Origin of the sequence: Hymenobacter sp. GOD-10R (genome assembly GCF_035609205.1) — a bacterium.
In the GTDB taxonomy this organism is placed as follows: domain Bacteria; phylum Bacteroidota; class Bacteroidia; order Cytophagales; family Hymenobacteraceae; genus Hymenobacter.
Window position 1 is genome coordinate 2,260,588 of sequence record NZ_CP141184.1, and the last position, 17,108, is coordinate 2,277,695.

17 protein-coding genes are annotated in these 17,108 nt (G+C 55.5%); 10 read left to right on the forward strand and 7 right to left on the reverse strand.

The annotated features are described in order from the left end of the window. The first annotated feature begins 18 nt into the window (after positions 1-18). The 8 genes from SD425_RS09120 to SD425_RS09155 all read left to right on the forward strand — a co-directional run bounded on the left by SD425_RS09120 (position 19) and on the right by SD425_RS09155 (position 8,354). A complete protein-coding gene (locus tag SD425_RS09120; RefSeq protein WP_324677677.1) occupies positions 19-1,233 on the forward strand; it encodes a glycosyltransferase family 4 protein in 1,215 nt (404 codons plus the stop codon). Continuing rightward, on the forward strand, positions 1,230-2,426 hold the full coding sequence (locus SD425_RS09125; protein WP_324677679.1) for a glycosyltransferase: 1,197 nt from the start codon (positions 1,230-1,232) through the stop codon (positions 2,424-2,426). The genes SD425_RS09120 and SD425_RS09125 overlap by 4 nt, the downstream gene beginning before the upstream one ends. 205 nt (positions 2,427-2,631) lie before the next feature. Further along, the gene (locus tag SD425_RS09130) at positions 2,632-3,693 is read left to right on the forward strand and encodes a proline iminopeptidase-family hydrolase (protein WP_324677681.1); all 1,062 of its coding nucleotides are present in this window, start codon (positions 2,632-2,634) and stop codon (positions 3,691-3,693) included. 152 nt (positions 3,694-3,845) lie between these two features. Further along, positions 3,846-5,093 carry a bifunctional 3,4-dihydroxy-2-butanone-4-phosphate synthase/GTP cyclohydrolase II gene (locus SD425_RS09135; protein WP_324677683.1) on the forward strand — a complete coding sequence of 416 codons (1,248 nt, stop codon included), beginning with the start codon at positions 3,846-3,848 and terminating at the stop codon, positions 5,091-5,093. Between the two features lie 54 nt (positions 5,094-5,147). Then, positions 5,148-5,957: a hypothetical protein gene (locus SD425_RS09140; RefSeq protein ID WP_324677685.1), complete on the forward strand. Its 810-nt coding sequence runs from the start codon at positions 5,148-5,150 to the stop codon at positions 5,955-5,957. Positions 5,958-6,134: 177 nt separating this feature from the next. Then, complete coding sequence (locus SD425_RS09145; protein WP_324677687.1) at positions 6,135-6,776, forward strand: hypothetical protein; 642 nt, start codon at positions 6,135-6,137, stop codon at positions 6,774-6,776. A 190-nt stretch (positions 6,777-6,966) separates the two neighbouring features. Further along, positions 6,967-7,605 (forward strand): hypothetical protein, encoded by a 639-nt coding sequence (locus SD425_RS09150; RefSeq protein ID WP_324677689.1) that lies wholly within the window; start codon positions 6,967-6,969, stop codon positions 7,603-7,605. A 41-nt stretch (positions 7,606-7,646) separates the two neighbouring features. Continuing rightward, on the forward strand, positions 7,647-8,354 hold the full coding sequence (locus tag SD425_RS09155; RefSeq protein ID WP_324677691.1) for a hypothetical protein: 708 nt from the start codon (positions 7,647-7,649) through the stop codon (positions 8,352-8,354). A gap of 12 nt (positions 8,355-8,366) precedes the next feature. On the opposite strand, the gene SD425_RS09160 is transcribed toward SD425_RS09155, so the two are convergent. From SD425_RS09160 to SD425_RS09170, 3 genes are all read right to left on the reverse strand, one after another. Continuing rightward, positions 8,367-10,118 (reverse strand): M14 family metallopeptidase, encoded by a 1,752-nt coding sequence (locus SD425_RS09160; protein ID WP_324677693.1) that lies wholly within the window; start codon positions 10,116-10,118, stop codon positions 8,367-8,369. 108 nt (positions 10,119-10,226) lie between these two features. Continuing rightward, positions 10,227-10,664: a DoxX family protein gene (locus SD425_RS09165; protein WP_324677695.1), complete on the reverse strand. Its 438-nt coding sequence runs from the start codon at positions 10,662-10,664 to the stop codon at positions 10,227-10,229. Between the two features lie 102 nt (positions 10,665-10,766). Continuing rightward, on the reverse strand, positions 10,767-11,432 hold the full coding sequence (locus tag SD425_RS09170) for a hypothetical protein (RefSeq protein ID WP_324677697.1): 666 nt from the start codon (positions 11,430-11,432) through the stop codon (positions 10,767-10,769). Positions 11,433-11,555: 123 nt separating this feature from the next. Here SD425_RS09170 and surE point away from each other — a divergent pair, with 123 nt between their 5' ends. Then, positions 11,556-12,431, forward strand: coding sequence for a 5'/3'-nucleotidase SurE (gene surE, locus SD425_RS09175; protein WP_324677699.1), 876 nt, complete (start codon positions 11,556-11,558; stop codon positions 12,429-12,431). A gap of 459 nt (positions 12,432-12,890) precedes the next feature. Here surE and SD425_RS09180 read toward each other — a convergent pair whose 3' ends face one another. Further along, the gene (locus SD425_RS09180; protein ID WP_324677701.1) at positions 12,891-14,225 is read right to left on the reverse strand and encodes a HAMP domain-containing sensor histidine kinase; all 1,335 of its coding nucleotides are present in this window, start codon (positions 14,223-14,225) and stop codon (positions 12,891-12,893) included. A gap of 145 nt (positions 14,226-14,370) precedes the next feature. Between SD425_RS09180 and SD425_RS09185 the strand changes: the two genes are divergently transcribed. Continuing rightward, complete coding sequence (locus tag SD425_RS09185; RefSeq protein ID WP_324677703.1) at positions 14,371-14,754, forward strand: four helix bundle protein; 384 nt, start codon at positions 14,371-14,373, stop codon at positions 14,752-14,754. A gap of 49 nt (positions 14,755-14,803) precedes the next feature. Here SD425_RS09185 and SD425_RS09190 read toward each other — a convergent pair whose 3' ends face one another. The 3 genes from SD425_RS09190 to SD425_RS09200 all read right to left on the reverse strand — a co-directional run bounded on the left by SD425_RS09190 (position 14,804) and on the right by SD425_RS09200 (position 16,857). Next, positions 14,804-15,490, reverse strand: a complete 687-nt coding sequence (locus tag SD425_RS09190) for a response regulator transcription factor (RefSeq protein ID WP_324677705.1) — start codon at positions 15,488-15,490, stop codon at positions 14,804-14,806. A 95-nt stretch (positions 15,491-15,585) separates the two neighbouring features. Beyond that, positions 15,586-16,245 (reverse strand): phospholipase, encoded by a 660-nt coding sequence (locus SD425_RS09195; RefSeq protein ID WP_324677707.1) that lies wholly within the window; start codon positions 16,243-16,245, stop codon positions 15,586-15,588. Positions 16,246-16,365: 120 nt separating this feature from the next. Further along, positions 16,366-16,857: a cytidine deaminase gene (locus SD425_RS09200; protein WP_324677709.1), complete on the reverse strand. Its 492-nt coding sequence runs from the start codon at positions 16,855-16,857 to the stop codon at positions 16,366-16,368. Between the last annotated feature and the right edge of the window lie 251 nt (positions 16,858-17,108).

The window sequence follows — 17,108 nt, forward strand, 5'->3', positions numbered from 1 at the left end:
TCACTCAGTTACTCTTTCGTGCATATTCTTCAGCTTTGCTTCCGCGTACCATTTCCGCCAACCGATGGTGGCGCCATTGCCATGTATGACGTTACGGCGGGGTTGGTGCAAGCGGGTCACCGCGTGACCGTCGTAGCGCCCAATACTCACAAGCACTGGCAAGAAGCAGATGTGCTCGACCACCTAGGTCCCCAGGTGCGCTTAGTGCCGGTGCCCGTCGATACGCGCCTCTCGCCCTGGAAGGCCCTGAAAAATTTGCTGGTGGGCAAGCTGCCCTACAACGTTGAGCGGTTCGTTAGTCCTGCTCTGGCCGCCACCTTGACGGACATAGTCCGAACCGAGCAGATCGATGTCGTGCAGATAGAAGGCACGTTTGTAGCCTGGTACCTCGATATTATTAAGCAGGTAAAGCCCGCTTTGCCAGTGGTGCTGCGGGCGCATAACGTGGAATACACCATCTGGCAGATGCTAGCTGAGCGAGCGTCCAACCCGATGCGGCGCTTTTACTTGCTGCACCTTGCTAGAGGCGTCAAGCAGTTTGAAGCCGCGTATCTGCCGCGCTTCGATGCTGTTGCGGCCATCACGGAGCCTGATCAGCGCCGGTTGCGCGCAATGGGTTGCAAAGAGCCCGTGGTATTTATCCCGGCCGGAGTCAACTTGGAGCGCATTCACCCCAACCTAGCTATTCAGCCCAAACCCAAAACGCTGTTCATGATCGGCTCCCTGGATTGGATGCCGAACTTGGAAGGACTCGATTGGTTTCTGACGAACGTGTGGCCTACTGTGCAGGAACGCTTGCCAGACGTGGAGCTGCATATTGCCGGCAAAAACCCGCCCGAGCGCTTACAGCGTTTGAAAGCCAAAAACGTGTTTATGCATGGCTTTGTCGAGTCGGCTACGGAGTTTATGCAGCAGTATGAGATGATGCTGGTGCCACTGCTGTCGGGTGGGGGCATGCGAATCAAGATTATTGAGGGCATGGCCATGGGTAAGTGCATCTTGAGCACGGGGCTAGGCTCCGAAGGCATTCACGCCTCCAACAACGAAGATATTCTCGTGTGCGACGAACCCAGCGAGTGGATCGACCGCATCGAGCGCTACTACCACGGCGACATTGACTACGTGAAGATCGGGCAGACGGCGGCGCAAACCGTCGGCCGGCTATATGACAATCGCCGCGTAGTAGAGCGTTTTCTGGAGCTTTATCACCGCTTTACGCCCGCTACGGTATGATAGAGGTTGTGGCGATAATTGTGCTCTGGGGGAGCTTGTTACTAGTGGCGCACACCTATGCGCTGTTTCCGGTGCTGCTCGGTAAGCTGGCGAAAGGACGGCAGCCAAACACCAACGTGTTTGCACCAAACGCCCGCGATTTGCCCGCTGTCGATATTCTGCTAGCGGTACACAACGAGGAGCAAGTGATTGAGGAGAAGATTCGCAGCACCTTTCAAACCACGTACCCGCTCGACCGGCTCACGCTTTATATTGGCTCCGACAACTCTCAGGATCAAACCAACTCCTTGGTCGAGCGGCTCACAGCCAAATATCCCGGTGTGCAGTTTCGGCCTTTCTACCAGCGCACCGGCAAGCCGGGCGTAATAGAGGCCCTAGCCCAAGAAGCCACGGCGCCTGTACTGGTGCTCACCGATGCCAACGTGTTTTTCGCGCCCGACACGATCTATCAGTTGGTCAAGCACTTTCGCAATCCAGTCATCGGACAAGTTGGAGGCAACATCATCAATCCGGAACACCGGCAAGAGGGCATTTCGGGGCAGGAAAAAGCTTACTTGGAGCGCGAGAACCTAATTAAGTACCAAGAAGGAGTGGTGTGGGGCGCCATGATTGGGGCGTTTGGGGGCTGCTTTGCCGTGCGGCGCAGTGCTTACCACCCCGCTCCAGCCTCTTTCCTGGTTGACGACTTCTACATCTCGATGGCCGTGTTGCGCGACGGCTACCAGGCCATCAACGAGCTAGATGCCGTGTGCTACGAAGATGTATCGGACCGCGTGACGGAGGAGTTCCGCCGCAAGGCACGCATTTCAGCGGGTAATTTTCAGAATCTAAGCGCATTCCGTGGGCTGTTACTGCCGCCCTGGAATGGTCGTGCTTTCGCGTTGTGGTCGCACAAGGTGTTACGCTGGTACACGCCGCAACTGTTGCTGCTCATGCTGCTGGCCAATGTGGTGTTGGTGGTGCGCGGCGCCGGCTGGTTTTACCAGCTCTCCTTGCTAGGGCAGGTGGGCATGCTGGCGCTGGTAGGGTTCGATTGGCTGATGCGCCGCGTAGGATTTCACTCACGCATCCTGCGCTTTATCACGCACTTCTACAGTATGAATGCGGCCTTGCTGCTCGGCTACTGGCGTTATCTGCGCGGTATCAAAACGACGGTGTGGCAGCCCACCCAGCGCTTTCAACAAGCGAAATAACAGGTGTAGTGCGAAGCCCCTGCTTCGCACCTCGTTGAACGTCTCCACTGTACTAACCTAGGTTAATGCAACAATTTCGCTCAACGAGGCGCGAAGCCAGAGCTTCGCGCTACAGCCGCACTTTTGCAATGCTAGGTAAGTCTCAGTAGGTTTAAGCAGCTGTGCTGGTACAATGTCGCACCCCACCTAGCTTCCCCTCAGCCTTATGAACTTCACCAAAATCGTTTTGGGTGCCAGCCTGCTTGGCACCGCACTCGGCAGCTTTTCCTGCTCGCAGCAAAGCAAAGAAGCCCCTGCCACCGCTTCAGCCTCCACCTACTTTGCGCAGGATAGCACAGGCGGCGTGCAGACGGGTGGCGTGCAAGTCGTTCCTGTCACAACGCCCAAAGGCACGTTCAACGTCTGGACCAAGCGCTTCGGCAATAACCCGCGTATCAAGCTGCTGTTGCTCAACGGCGGGCCGGGCGCTACACACGAGTATTTCGAGTGTATGGAAAGCTTTCTACCTGCCGAGGGCATCGAGTTCATTTACTACGACCAGCTCGGCTGCGGCAATTCCGACACCCCTAAGGACACCGCTATGTGGAGTTTGCCGCGCTACGTGGAGGAAGTGGAGCAAGTGCGCCAGGCCCTACACCTCGATAAGCACAACTTCTATCTGCTAGGTCACTCTTGGGGTGGCATCCTGGCGGCTGAGTACGCATTTAAATACCAGCAAAATCTCAAGGGCCTTATCATCTCGAATATGATGATGAGCTGCCCCGACTACGGCAAATACGCCGACAACGTGCTGGCCAAGCAGATGAAGCCCGAAGTGCTGGCCGAAATCCGGCAGATCGAAGCCAAGAAGGACTTCAGCAATCCTCGGTACATGGGCCTGCTCGAACCTAATTTCTATGCGGAGCACCTGTGTCGTATTGTGCCTAACCCCGAGCCCATTACCCGCGCCATGAGCAAAATCAACCAGTCGCTTTACGTGACGATGCAGGGACCAAGCGAGTTCGGCATTTCGGGCAAGCTCACCAACTGGGACCGGACCAAAGACTTGCCCAAGCTCAGCGTGCCGGTGCTCTCCATCGGCGGCAAGTACGACACCATGGATCCCGAGCATATGCGCTGGATTGCTACGCAAGTACAAAATGGGACGGCGCTCACTTGCCCGCAGGGCAGTCACATGAGCATGTACGACGACCAGCAAACCTACATGAAAGGCCTCACCAAGTTTATCTTAGGCGTCGACAAGGGCGAGAAAAAGGTAGCGCTGTAGCGTGACTGAATGGCTCAGTAACTGAGCGGCTAAGTGACGTTCAACGACTCACTCAGTCGCTCAGCCACTCCGTCACTCTTTCGTGTGTAACTTCGCGGGGCCACTGTTGGTTATTCAGGCTGAGCAGGCCCTTATACTGCTCGCACATTTTTATGCTTGACTCAATTGAAGATGCTATTGCCGATATCCGCGCCGGCAAAGTGGTGATTGTGGTAGACGACGAAGACCGCGAAAACGAAGGTGATTTTATCTGCGCGGCGCGTTGCGCTACCCCCGAGGTAATCAACTTCATGGCCACCCACGGCCGGGGGCTCGTGTGCGCTCCGCTCACCGAAGAGCGCTGCGACGAGCTAGGGTTGGAGCTGATGGTAGGACGCAACACGGCTTTGCACGCGACGCCCTTCACCGTATCGGTCGACTTGCTGAAGAACGGCGTCACGACCGGCATTTCGGCTTCCGACCGCAGCAAAACCATTCTGGCCCTCATCGACCCGGAAACCAAACCCGCTGACCTAGGTCGGCCGGGCCACATATTCCCGCTGAAAGCCCGGAAGGAAGGCGTGTTACGGCGGGCCGGCCACACCGAGGCCGCAGTCGACCTAGCCCGTTTGGCTGGTTTTGAGCCGGCTGGCGTGCTGGTCGAGATTCTAAAGGAAGACGGGGAAATGGCCCGCGTACCCGACCTGGAGCAAGTAGCCCAGCGCTGGAATCTGAAGCTGATTTCGGTGCAAGATCTCATCAAGTACCGCTTGAAAGCGGAAAGCCTCATCTCCCGCGACATCTCCGTGAAGATGCCCACCGAATGGGGCGATTTTGACTTGTACTCGTTTACCCAGCGTTCCAACGGCGCCCAGCACCTAGCCCTTGTGAAAGGCGACGTTAGCGGTACCGAGCCGGTACTGGTGCGCGTGCACAGCTCCTGCGTTACCGGTGATATCTTCGGCTCCTGCCGCTGCGATTGTGGTCCGCAACTGCACCGCGCCATGCAGCAAATCGACCGCGAAGGCCGCGGCGTGGTGGTGTACATGAACCAGGAAGGCCGCGGTATCGGCTTGCTCAATAAGCTTCGGGCCTATAAGCTTCAGGAGCAAGGCCGCGACACGGTAGAGGCTAACCTAGAGCTAGGCTTCGGCATGGATGAGCGCGACTACGGCGTAGGCGCCTCTATTCTGCGCGACCTAGGCATCACCCAAATGCGCCTGCTTACCAACAACCCGCGCAAGCGCACGGGCCTGATGGGCTACGGCCTCGAAATCGTGGAAACGGTACCCATCGAGATTGAACCCAATCAGCATAACCAAAGTTACCTGGCTACGAAGCGTGATAAGCTTGGTCACACAATTTTGACTAAAATGCGGCCAGTGGCGTCCTCGTCCGGTACGGTGGCAAACGAGTCGTAACCAGCGCCGGGCCGAACGCGTTTTCGGGTTATCTATACTTTGGCTATGAAACGCATGCGTACCGTTTTCAGCACTAGCGCATTTGCGCTGGTGCTCAATTTGCTGGTAGCTGGCGCTGCCTGGGCGCAGCGAACCAGTTCCTCCTTCGTACAACAGTTTGCGGGCGGCACTGTGCTGCTCGCAAACGGCGACACGATAGAAGGCCCGCTGGCGCTGCACCGCAACGAAGACGTAATTTTGGTTTCGTTGCCTAACAACACCGTGAGCACACTGTCGGCGGTGGCGGTGCAGAGCTTTGCCGTGAAAGGCGAACGGCTCGACCGCAACCGTAACCAGTACGACGACTTCTACGACGCCCGGATGGGCTACTACTACGGCAGCCCCATCTACGGCTACACCCCGCGCGCGCGCCGCACAACCCCTGACACGAGCTTGGTACGCGTGTTCCGGGTGTTCCGCTGGAACCACGACAACGACTACAGTGACTTCAAGTCGCCGGCGTTTTTTGAGCAGCTCAGCAGTGGTCCCACAATCCTGCTGCGCCGAGAGTCGCTGGTGCAGCGGCCCGTGAATTATGGTTCGCCTTATGGATTTGGAGGGTATGGTGGCTACGGCTACCCCTATGGCGTGCCACGCACCATGGGTTACTACACCGAAATCAAAGACAACTTTTACCTAGGTACGCCCAACGGCGCGATTATCTCGCTGCGCAATCCGAAGAAAGATCTGCTAGCCGCTTTCCGACAACAGTCGAAACAGATTGAGAAGTATGCGAAGGAAAACCAGCTGGATTACACCAATGCCCGCGAGCTAGCTTTCCTTGTAAACTACGCTAACTCTCTGCAAAGTCAGCCCAGGCAATAGCCTTTAGCAGTGCACTAATTCTCTCTTACTTATTACCGAAAAGGGCCTCACATACGTGAGGCCCTTTCCTTTTATAGCTACAAAAATTTATGTGTTAACATTGGCGTAACATATGAGTGAAATAAGTATATTTCATAAGTGGCACAAGTATTTGTCGTTTTACAAGCAACCTAGGTTATGTGGAAATATTGGAAGAATACTATCGTAGTTATTTTTTGTTTAATAACGAACTACGCCGTTCAGGCGCAAGCGCTCGGCTATGCCCAGCAGTACAACGACGGCGCTGTGGTGCTTACCGACGGCACCAAGTTGCGCGGTGTGGTAATGCTTTATCCGAGCAAGGGAGTCGTGCAAGTAAAAACACCCAACGACTCCGTTTGTACCTTTCAGGCGCAGGCCGTGCAGTACGTGGCGGTGGAAGAGCACCGAGAGCGAATCACGGCCGACAAGCTGGTATCTCCGCTCCGCGTTTTTCGTCCGTACTACGTGATGAGTAAAAACCCCACGGGGCCGATTTGGGCCTTCTTCGAGCAGATCAGCGACGGCCCCGTCAGGCTGTTGCGCCACCAGCGGTTTATGCTTGACGCAGCCATGAGCACTTCGTATACCCCTAGCACCGACAACTTTTTTCTGGCGCTCGGGTCCAACGGCGTGGTACCGTTGCGCTACCCGCGCAAGGATGTGCTGTCCTTCTTCAAAAAACAAGCGCCCCAAATTGAGCAATACGCCAAGGAAAATGATTTGCGCTACACCAATGCGCGGGAGCTGTCTTTCATTGTGAACTACGCCAACTCCTTGCAAAACGCTTCTGGGCAGTAAAAAGCTAGCTGCTCATTATTCTGATGATTAGTTCGTACTGAAAAAGAAAAGAGCCTCGTTCAAACGAGGCTCTTTTCTTTTTCAGTTATTAAGATTTATAGCTTACCGTGTAGCCGGTATAGACACCAGCTAGGTATCTTTAGCGGGTTAGTCTAAGCGTCTGTTTTCTTGTCCTACAACAATGCAGATTATGTGGAAGTCCTGGAAGGTTACTGTTATCATTATCCTGAGCTTGCTCTTGAGTCAAGCGGCGCAAGCGCAACTATTCGGCTACCCACAGCAGTACAAAGTGGGCGCCATCGTACTCTCCAACGGGAGCCAGCTGCGCGGCACCATCATGCTTTATCCGGCGACGGGAGTGGTGCAGGTGAAAATGGCCAATGACACGATTTACACCTATCCGGCCAATATTGTGAACTGTGTGGCGGTAGAAGAGGAGCAGGAGCGAATCAGGGCCGACAAGCTGGTGTCGACGCTGCGTGTATTCCGGCCTTACTATGTTGTGAGCAAGAGCACGTTGCAACCTACTTGGGCCTTTTTCGAGCAAATCAGCGATGGGCCTATCGTGCTGTTGCGGTATCAGCGGCCTTCCACCATCTTCACGGGCAGCATGATACGCATGTCGAGCTTAGACAACTTCTTTTTAGCGTCTGGCACCAACAACGTGCTGCCGCTGAAATCCCCTCGCAAAGACTTGCTCGCCTTTTTTAAGCACCAAGCCTCCCGGATTGAGCAGTATGTCAAAGAGAATGACTTGCGTTACACCAATGCGCGGGAGCTAGCTTTCATCGTGAACTACGCTAATTCCTTGACCCCTTCGAAGCCGTAATACGTATACTGATCAGGAAGAAAAAGCTACTGTTCAGGCATATGCATACTACTCTACGCATTGCGGCAATACTCGCGGGCTTGTCACTGAGTCTCAAGACGCAGGCGCAAGGGCTACCCTTCACGATGAACGCCGGGCAATTCTCGGAAGGCGCCGTGATGCTCACGAGTGGGGCGGTGGTGAAGGGAGAAATCAGCTTGGACCGGGCGAGTAATAAGCTAGCCTTGAAGGCAAATGACACCATCTACACGCTGCCCACCCAAACCGTGCGGGTCTTTGCCATGCGCGGCGAACAGACTCCGCAAAAGCGGGGACAGTACGTGGCGCTTACCCGCATTTTTCACTCGTACTCTTATCCCTGGTCGACAAAGAAAGCGCCTGACTTCAAAATGTGGGCTTTTTTCGAGCAGCTCAGCGAAGGTCCGACCATCCTGTTACGTCGCGAAGAGCCTATTCAGTACAGCTACACGTCGGCTCCAATCGGCAACCAACGGCCGCGCTATTATACCAATACCGAATTACGGACTACGTTTTACTTAAATACAAACGAAGGCAAACTCGTGACGTTGCAGAAGCCCAAACGGGACTTGCTGACCTTCTTTGCGAAGCAAGCGTCCCTAATCAAGGCTTACGCAAAAGAAAATGACTTGAGCTTCAAAGATGCTCGGGGGCTAGCTTTCCTAGTAAACTATGCCAACTCCCTGCAAGCAGAGCAACTGTACCAAGAGCCCGCGCTGCCCACCGAGTAAGCCATCTATTATCTATTGTTCGACGGGTAGCGCCCCGCCCTGCCAGCGCACGACTGGGTAGCGCAAGTGTGACTTCTCGTAGTACGGTGAGTGACGATACACAAAGTCGAGTTGGGCGGCACCATTTTTCGCAAACGTCGGGTCGGCTTGGCGGCGGGCCTCGAGCTGCTGACGCAACTGTGGGTCACGCTTGAGTAGCTCGGCAGCTAGGTCCTCAAAGATGTAATCGGAGAAGTATTCTTTCTGCTGCAAAATGCTGTCGAAGAAGCCCCAGGCGAAAAATGAGTCGGTGCCTTGAGGCTCCAGCGTCTCCACGAGGTAGCGCACGGCGGGCTGGTCGAGGTAGGCTACGTAGTCGCCCCGCCGGAAGGGTAGGGTTTGCTGCTCCGTGCGGAGTTTTACCTGGCTGTGCAAGTAGTGGCCTTCGTAGGGGCGCGGCGCGGTTTTGTAATCTTCCACGTAGTATATGTCGGCGGTGAGCGTGGTGTCTCGGCGCAGGCGCTGTAAGCGCACGTTGCTAAGCCGCAACCGGTCGAGCACTTCGCCCCATGCCTGCGGAATCAAATAAGCCACTGGGCGCCGCACCGTGGTGGTCGGCCGGTAGGTGTTATAGAACTTAACGGGCCGCGTGAAAGGCGCTTTGCGGTCGTATGATAAGCGCGGCTGCCCACTGACTTCGCTTGTTTTGGTGCGGCCCTCGTAGCCCCGGAAGTTTACCTGCTCCGCACTCGTGGTGTCGAGCCGCCACCCCAAGGGGAAGTCCATTTGGGCACGTAGCTGCTGCTCGGCCGTGGCGCGGGCCTGGGCTAGCTGCGCGGCGTCGCGGTGAGCTAGGTGAATTAGCAGATCCAGAAAATCATATGTGGCGCGCACCCGCGGTGTGAAGGGCTTCCACATGTGCGTTTCGGTGATAAAGCCGATGGTGTTGAACAGCGTAGTGTAGCCTGTGGAGTAGCGTGGTGTTTCCAGGAAACCGCGCAAGCCGCTTTCGGGCGTGCGACCCTCAAAATCAACGTAAGGTGTTAGGGGCCACTTCTTCTTGCTCATGCCGCTGTACAAATCCGGCAGCATAGTTTTCTGCAAGTACTGGCTCAGGGCAGGGTGCAGCTTGTCTTTCTGCGTATCAATGAGCGTCATGACGTACTGGTAATCGGCGCCGTTGGAGGTGTGCGTATCGACGAACAGGTCAGGTTGCCAGCGCTGAAAAAGCTGCGCAAAGGAGCGGGCATTGCGCGAATCTTCCTTGATGTAGTCGCGGTTCAGGTCCAGGTTGCGCGCGTTGCCGCGGAAGCCGTACTCGCGCGGGCCGTTCTGGTTGGCACGGCTCGTGGCCGAGCGGTTCAGCATGCCGTCGATGTTGTAGGCCGGAATAATCACTAGCGTGACGTTCTCTAGTTGCTGCCGCAGCTCTTTCTTCTGCACGTAATCGCGGGCCAGCATCATGGATGCATCGATGCCTTCTGGCTCGCCAGGGTGAATTCCATTCTGGATGAACACCACGCGCCGGTTCTTGCCGCGTACCGAAGCTGGGTCCGCGTCGCCGTCGATTGAAATAACTACCTCGTGCAGATGCTGTCCGATGTCGGTCGGGCCCGCCTCGCGCATGCTGATTTCGGGGTACGCTGCATCGAGCTGCTGGTAATAGGCGATGCACTCAGCGTAGGTAGTGGTTGTGTTGCCGTCGCCTTTTTCGAAGGGCGTGCGCCAGTCAGTTTTAGGTGTTGGCGCAGCGGCAAGGAGCGTAGAAAGTAGAAGAGCGAGCATGAAAGAAGTATAGGGCTAGGTTGCAAAGCTAGGCCAGCGCCGGAATTTGCGACATACACCCGCGTTTCTCCGCAAAGAAAAGTAAGCTTAGGAAGCCATTAAGCACGCCTATTCCTCCCATTCAGGCTCAGGGGGGAATAGCAGCTGATCGACGCTGTACTTACCAGGGCCGGCGAAAAGTAGCCCTAGGAATAAAAAGGCCGCTTCCAGCGCATGCGAGTAGGTATTGAAGTCGTCACCTTTCATGACGTGCATGGCCGTAGCAATGATCATTGTGCCCAGTAGCAGGATGCAAGCAAAACGAAAAAACAACCCGAAAGCCAGCAGCTGCCCGCCAATAGCTTCCGCCGCCGCGGCCAAAAAGCCCCACATAACTGGCGCAGAGCTAATACCAAACATACTCATTACGCCCCCGATTTCGGTCCATTTCTCTGGTCCCCCAATAAGCTTCGGATAGCCGTGAATGGAGAACATAATACCAATGCCAACGCGAAGCAGAAGCATACCTAGGTCGTGGGTGCGGTAACGATTTTCGAGCAAGGCCATCGTAATTTACAAGGGGTGGAATTTGGGTGAAAGCGGAAAAGAGTCGGGTGCGGGCGAGTTGTGAGCTAGGGTTTTTGGGCACCAGCCACGGTAAGGAGCTGCTTAAAAAAGAATGACGCCCTTGATACGCGTAGCCGTCGGTATTTCGGCGGTAGCCATATCGCTGGGGTGCTTGGCGGGCAAGGAATTTTCATCGAGTAGCCACGCCATGCGCGTCTGGCGCGACACGGCCGCGAAGCCTTCCGGCGTCATGCGCACCCGCGAGAGGCCAAAGGCTTGGCGAGCCACCCCAAACGGCGAACCTACCCCAATGCCTTCGCCCGTACGGTACTGTGGATCGGTGATGATGATACGGCGCAAGCGAAAGCCTTTTTGCTCACTGCCAGCCATTTCGAGGATCGTAACGGGGGCGCTAGGTTGTTGCGCATCGCGCATTTCATACGCCGGGTACGTGCTGTCGCCCACGGTACGCGTGATTTTATGAAGCTGCTCGGCCGATACACGCGACAGCAGCAGTTTCTCAGGCATCCGGATGAGCAAGCGCCCTGCTTGTCCTGGGCTGAGTAGGTGCAGGGAGTCGGCTACGTTGGGGTTGGCGGCAATGCGCTGCGCGGCGGCCGAAGGATCGGTAGCGGTGGAGTTGCCTGCAAATGGAGTATCGCCACTGGAAGCTGCGGGCGAACGGTTATCAGAAGAATTGCAACCAACAAGAGCGACTAGCAGCAACAGCGCACCAACGGCAGATCGGGGAGAAGCTAGGTGTTTCATGTTGTGCAGTACGGCACAGGCTAGCTCCTCGTTGAGGCGGGCACCGGGTAATCAAAACTTTACGTCCGCAACTCGTTGGCTTCCGTACCTTGACCTAGGTTTTTATCACTAAAACATAAGCTTGTGACTGCTAAATCTCGCAAACCGCTGATTCTAATTTCAAACGATGATGGTATCACTGCGCCGGGCATTGCCGTGCTGGTGCGCGTGATGAAGCGTATTGGCGAAGTAGTGGTAGTGGCGCCCGATTCGCCGCAGTCGGGTATGGGGCACGCCATTACCATCGGCAACCCCTTGCGCCTCGACCCAAGCACTATCTTCGACGACATCGAGGCCTACGAGTGCAGCGGCACGCCCGCCGACTGCGTGAAGCTAGCCAAGCACTTCGTGCTGCGCGACCGACAAGCCGATCTGGTGGTGTCGGGCATTAATCATGGCTCCAATTCTTCCGTGAACGTGCTGTACTCGGGCACTATGTCGGCGGCCATTGAGGCCGCAATTGAAGGATTGCCCGCCATTGGTTTTTCGCTCTGTGACTACGGTCACTTAGCCGATTTCTCCCATATCGAGGAGTGGGTAGAGCACCTCACACGCCAGGCCTTGGAGCATGGCATCCCAACGGGTACCGCGCTGAACATCAACTTCCCTAAAAAGTCGGAAAACCTTATTGCTGGGGCGCGTATTTGCCGGCAGGCACGAGCTAAGTGGCAGGAAGAGTTTGACCTGCGCTACGATCCTTACCAGCGCCCTTACTATTGGTTAATCGGTAACTTCGTGAACGAAGACAAAGGCGAAGATACCGACGAATGGGCGCTGGCGCACAACTACATTTCCGTGGTGCCCTGCCAATACGATCTGACGGCCCAGCACGGTTTGCCCCAGCTCAACGAGCAGTGGACCTTATCCCTTGATGCTACCCAACCGGCCGACAATCCTGTGCACGAGGAAGCAGCCACCGATGCAGTGCTGCCCGCCAAAAGCAAGAAAAAGCAGAAGTAGCAGGCGCAAGTACTCGATGAAAAAGTGTGGTGGGCTGGGGTAAACTGCTGAACAAGTGGTTATGTACCGGTTCAACGACGTAGTGAAAAACAAAAAAGGCCAGCTGCATAGCTGGCCTTTTTTTCGGAGATGTTAGTTTATAATTGGTCGTTGGCGGTTGGTTTTACAACCAAGACACGTTTAGGACGGCGAGCAGTGGCCGATTTATGGATGCGGCTGTGCTGCTGCAATACCGCAAAGTGGCTTGTTAGAGCTACTTGTTGCCTCAGGATAGCCGCTTTCTTGGTCGACAATAGGTAGACAAGTAGCCCGAGGAGTAACAGCAGGGCAGTGAACAGCAACGTGAAGTACGACCTGCGAGAAGAAGAGACTAATCGGGTGGGCATAGCCCGAAAGTAGGCCCATCAACATGAATTCAGAGTGAAAATGCTGGCGTTCCTGTTGCAAGCCAGCAGGAAGCTAGCTGAATAGTAGAGCGAACGTAGTTCCCTTTCCCACAACAGACTCCACGACCAGCTCGGCGCGGTGGAATTCGGCAATCGTTTTGGCGATGGGTAAGCCTAGGCCGTAGCCCTCCGGCGAGGCCCCACCCTTGTGGAAGCGCCGGAATCGGTCGAACAGATGCGGGATGTTTTCGGGCGCGATGCCAGGACCGGTGTCAGTGACGGCGAGGCGGTAGCCGCCTTCGGGGCGCGTCTTCCCCTGGATAATAATGTCGCCGCCCCAGTTATTGTACTTAATGGCGTTGCTAATCAGGTTGAATAGCAGTGTAAACAGCAGCGTGCGGTTGGCTGCCGGCAGCACATAATCAGGCTGAAGCTCTTCTAGCAACCGAATTTCACGTTGCGCCAAGCGGTCCTCTAGCTCATTGATGACGTCGGCTAGCACGGTAGCTACCGACACCGATTCGTCGCGCAGATACTGCTCATTTTCGATGTTGGCGATGAGCAGCAGTGTCTTTACCGTATTGCGCAGCCGATAGAGCGTCTTCTGCGAGTCTACGATCTTGAGCGAATGAGCCTCATTCAGTTCCGGGTCTTGCAGCATGTTCTCGAAGCGCGACTGCAAAATGCTGACGGGCGTGAGTAGCTCGTGCGACACGTTCGACATGAACTCCCGCTCCTTTTCAAAGGCCGATTGAATCTGGCGCATCATGCGCGAGAGGCTGGTGTCGAGGCGCCGGAAGTCGATGGTGTCCGTCGGAATGGCTTCGAAGGAAAACACCGACGGATGGTGCACGCCGCGCAGCTTGCGCTGAATGAGCTCCCGCAGGGGTCGCAACAGGTAATGCACAAAGGCCGCGTCGGTGAGAATAGTAAGCAGCGCTCCCACAATCAGCACCCACAGCGCGGTGCTGCGCAGCGTAGCCGTAAGCAGCTCCACCGTCGCTAGGCTGCTCCCGATTTCGAGGTGATAGGTGCGAGTGCCGCGGTTTGGCAGCGTATAACTCAGAATTCGAAAGTCCTCAATCTCATTATCTACCTGCCGCGTTTCGTCGAAGATGCGAATGACACCCGGGTGACTCGCCCGGGTAGCAATAGGAGTGAGGGTGATGTATTCTTGCTTGAGAAGGTTGTAGTCGGCGTAGGCTTCGTCGTGCTCGGTGCGCACAAAGGCCGTGATACCGTCGCGCCGAATCAGGTTGAGCACCTCGCCCATCTTCTCGTGCAGGCGCTGATCGGTGTGCGAAATAGCCACCCGGCTCACCACCGGCGGAATCACTAAGGCCCCCGTCAGCAGCAGTAGCAGCTTCGATAAAGCGTTGAACAAGGCCAATTTGGCCTCCAGGCGCATCTTCACTTCGCTTTGCTCTGTTGAGTGACTGAGTGACTGAGCGACTGAGTGCGAAAAATCCTGTCCTTCTTATTAATTGCTATTTGATGCATAAACTATTCGTCGGCTTGATTTTGGAGTTTGAACAAAGATCAATGTACAAGCTATGACATTCTTTGAGCACTCTAGTAGTACAAAAGCTGAGCAGAACGAAGCATTTCGGGTACGTACCAAAGCTGCCGCTTTACGCGTTATTCGATTATATCAACAACTACCGCGCAGCGGAGAAGCAGAAATACTTGGTAAGCAGTTACTACGAAGTGCTACCTCTGTAGCAGCCAACTACCGAGCTGCCTGTCGCGGGCGTTCGGCCGCTGAGTTCTTTGCAAAGCTTAGTATTTGCGTCGAAGAAGCAGATGAAGTGCAACTCTGGTTGGAGCTATTAGGCGATGCCGGCATTGTTCCGAAAGCTCGCCTAGTTGAGTTAGAAAAGGAATACGCTGAAATCTTAATCGTCTTAGCAAAAGCCCGAAAAACAGCTTCGCACTAAAGAGTGACTGAGTGGCTTCGCACTGAGTGACGTTCAACGATTCACTCAGTCACTCTGCTGAAGCTACTCGGTACCCGATGCCGCGCACTGTTTCCAGGAAATCGGCGGGGGCAAAGTGACCTAGCTTTTTGCGGATGTTCTTGATGTGCACGTCGATGTAGTTCGAGTCGGAATCGTCTTCCAGCACGTTGCCCCACAGGTGTTCGCCGAGTTGCAGGCGCGTGAGTACGCGGTTTTTGTGCAGTAATAGGTAGTGCAGCAGGTCGAACTCCTTCTTGGTGAGCGGGACTTCGGCGCCTTCGTAGCGCAAGGTGCGACCCGTCACGTCGAGGTGGAAGCCGTTGCCGAATACCATTTCCTGGCGCTTCAACCCAAACTTTAGTCGTGTGATGGCCTGCATGCGGCTCAGCAGCTCCAGCAAAGAGAACGGCTTGGGTAGATAGTCATCGGCACCTAGGTCGAGGCCTTTGATACGGTCGTCGATGGCGCCGCGGGCGGTCAGGATGATGAACGAGGCTTCCTGGCGCTCGTTCTGCTTAGCTTCGCGCAGCAGTTGCAGTCCGTCGCCATCCGGCAGACCTAGGTCGAGCAGCACGAAGTCGTAGCTGTTTACAAAGATTTTCTCGGAGGCTTCAGCAAAGGTGAAAGCCGAGTCACAGAGGTACTGTGCCTGGATCAGAAACTGCCGCACTTCCTGGTGCAGGCTTCTTTCGTCTTCTACAATGAGAACGTGCATGACAATGGCGGGATGAGCGGCGTAGAAATCGGTAGGGAGAGATAGACAATGCAACAATACAAAACCCTGCCTGAAGAGTCTATGAAGGCTAACGTTTACGGCTGCCCAAGCTGGCGTAAAGTTTCGGTGTGCAGCGCGTGCTTGCCAGCAAAGCGAATAACTTCGGGCTCAATGCCGTAGCTGCGCAAAAATGTAAGCTGCTTTTTCAGTTCTTCCGCACTAACAAACGGGTCATCATCGCCACAAACCACCGTAACCAGAAATTGATGCAGCAAATGCGTGCCCACCTCCACGTCCATATCGGGCGGAAAAGCGCCGGCCCACAAAATCAGCCGCGCCGGCCGAAACGAAGCTTGCGTCAACCAGCGGCTGACGGTAGCGGCACCTTGCGAGAAACCTAGCACGGTGACTGCAACCTCGGGCGGACACAAGGTTAGGATCTTGGTGGCCAGTTGGTTCAGATAACTTACGTAATCCGCTATTTCCGTTAGTCTGTCTTCCCTTGTCATCCAGGTAGCCCCAATCCGGCCGCTCGTGCCGTTGAGGTAGAACTTCGATAAGCCTTCCGGGGCGACAATGACCAGGGTAGGATCGGCTTCCGCCAGAAAGGCAAAATGTCGGATAAAGTAGGCCGCGAGCTGCCCGTAGCCATGGGCCACAAACCACACACGCCGCGTAGCCGCCGACAGTTCGCCGAGCTGAAAATAACGTGCTGAGCGACTGACAATGAGATGGTTTTCTTGCGCAGCAGGCATAAGAAGAAGTATTGCGCGAAACGCAGTTAAAGCTAGCCCGCGTCCGCTGGGCTGACGGCTGAACGCTATCAGGCAGCGGCGCGGGCTGTGCTCCGCGAAACTTGGAGCAGCTAGACCTAGCTATTCTCGCGGAGGCAAATTCTCTTTCGTGAACTGAAACGGCAGCAAGTCGGCCAAGGAGCGGAAGCGGTAGATGGTATCATCGGGGCCGAGCAGCAGCAGCGGAATTGGCTGGCCCTGACGTACTTCGTAGTCCGTCATGACTTGGCGGCAGGCGCCGCAGGGCATTCCTACCACGAAGTCGCCATTCTTGGGGCGCGCCGCTACGGCCATACCAACGATGCGGCGCTCTGGCTGGCTAACGGCCAAGCCAAACATGGCGGTGCGCTCGGCACAAAGCCCAGAGGGGTAGGCAGGGTTTTCTTGATTGTTGCCTTGAAAAACGGAACCGTCGTCGAGAAGGAGCGCGGCGCCCACGTGAAACTGCGAGAAGGGCGCGTATGCATTGTTCGTAGCAGCACGAGCTTGCTGCCAGGTAAGAGCCTCGTCGGGGGTGAGTTCGGCGGGGGAAAGGACGTCGACCTGAATGGTCACGTTAAGTAATTGAGCCATTGCTGCGGATAAGAATAAAAAGCTAGTCCAGGCACCCAACGGCAGCCCCGACAGCGTGAGGGGGCGGTGAATGTACGTTGCATTTATCATATAATCATTACCTCTCCCAATAATTGGCAGACGGCTAGCTGCCCTACCTAGGGGGCAAGAGAAATAGCTTACGCCAAGGCGCGATAGTGCCCACTGTGTTCGTTACGCTGATTTTAGCGATTATTGACCGCTAAGCATCCTTGCATGGCTGATAGCAAGAG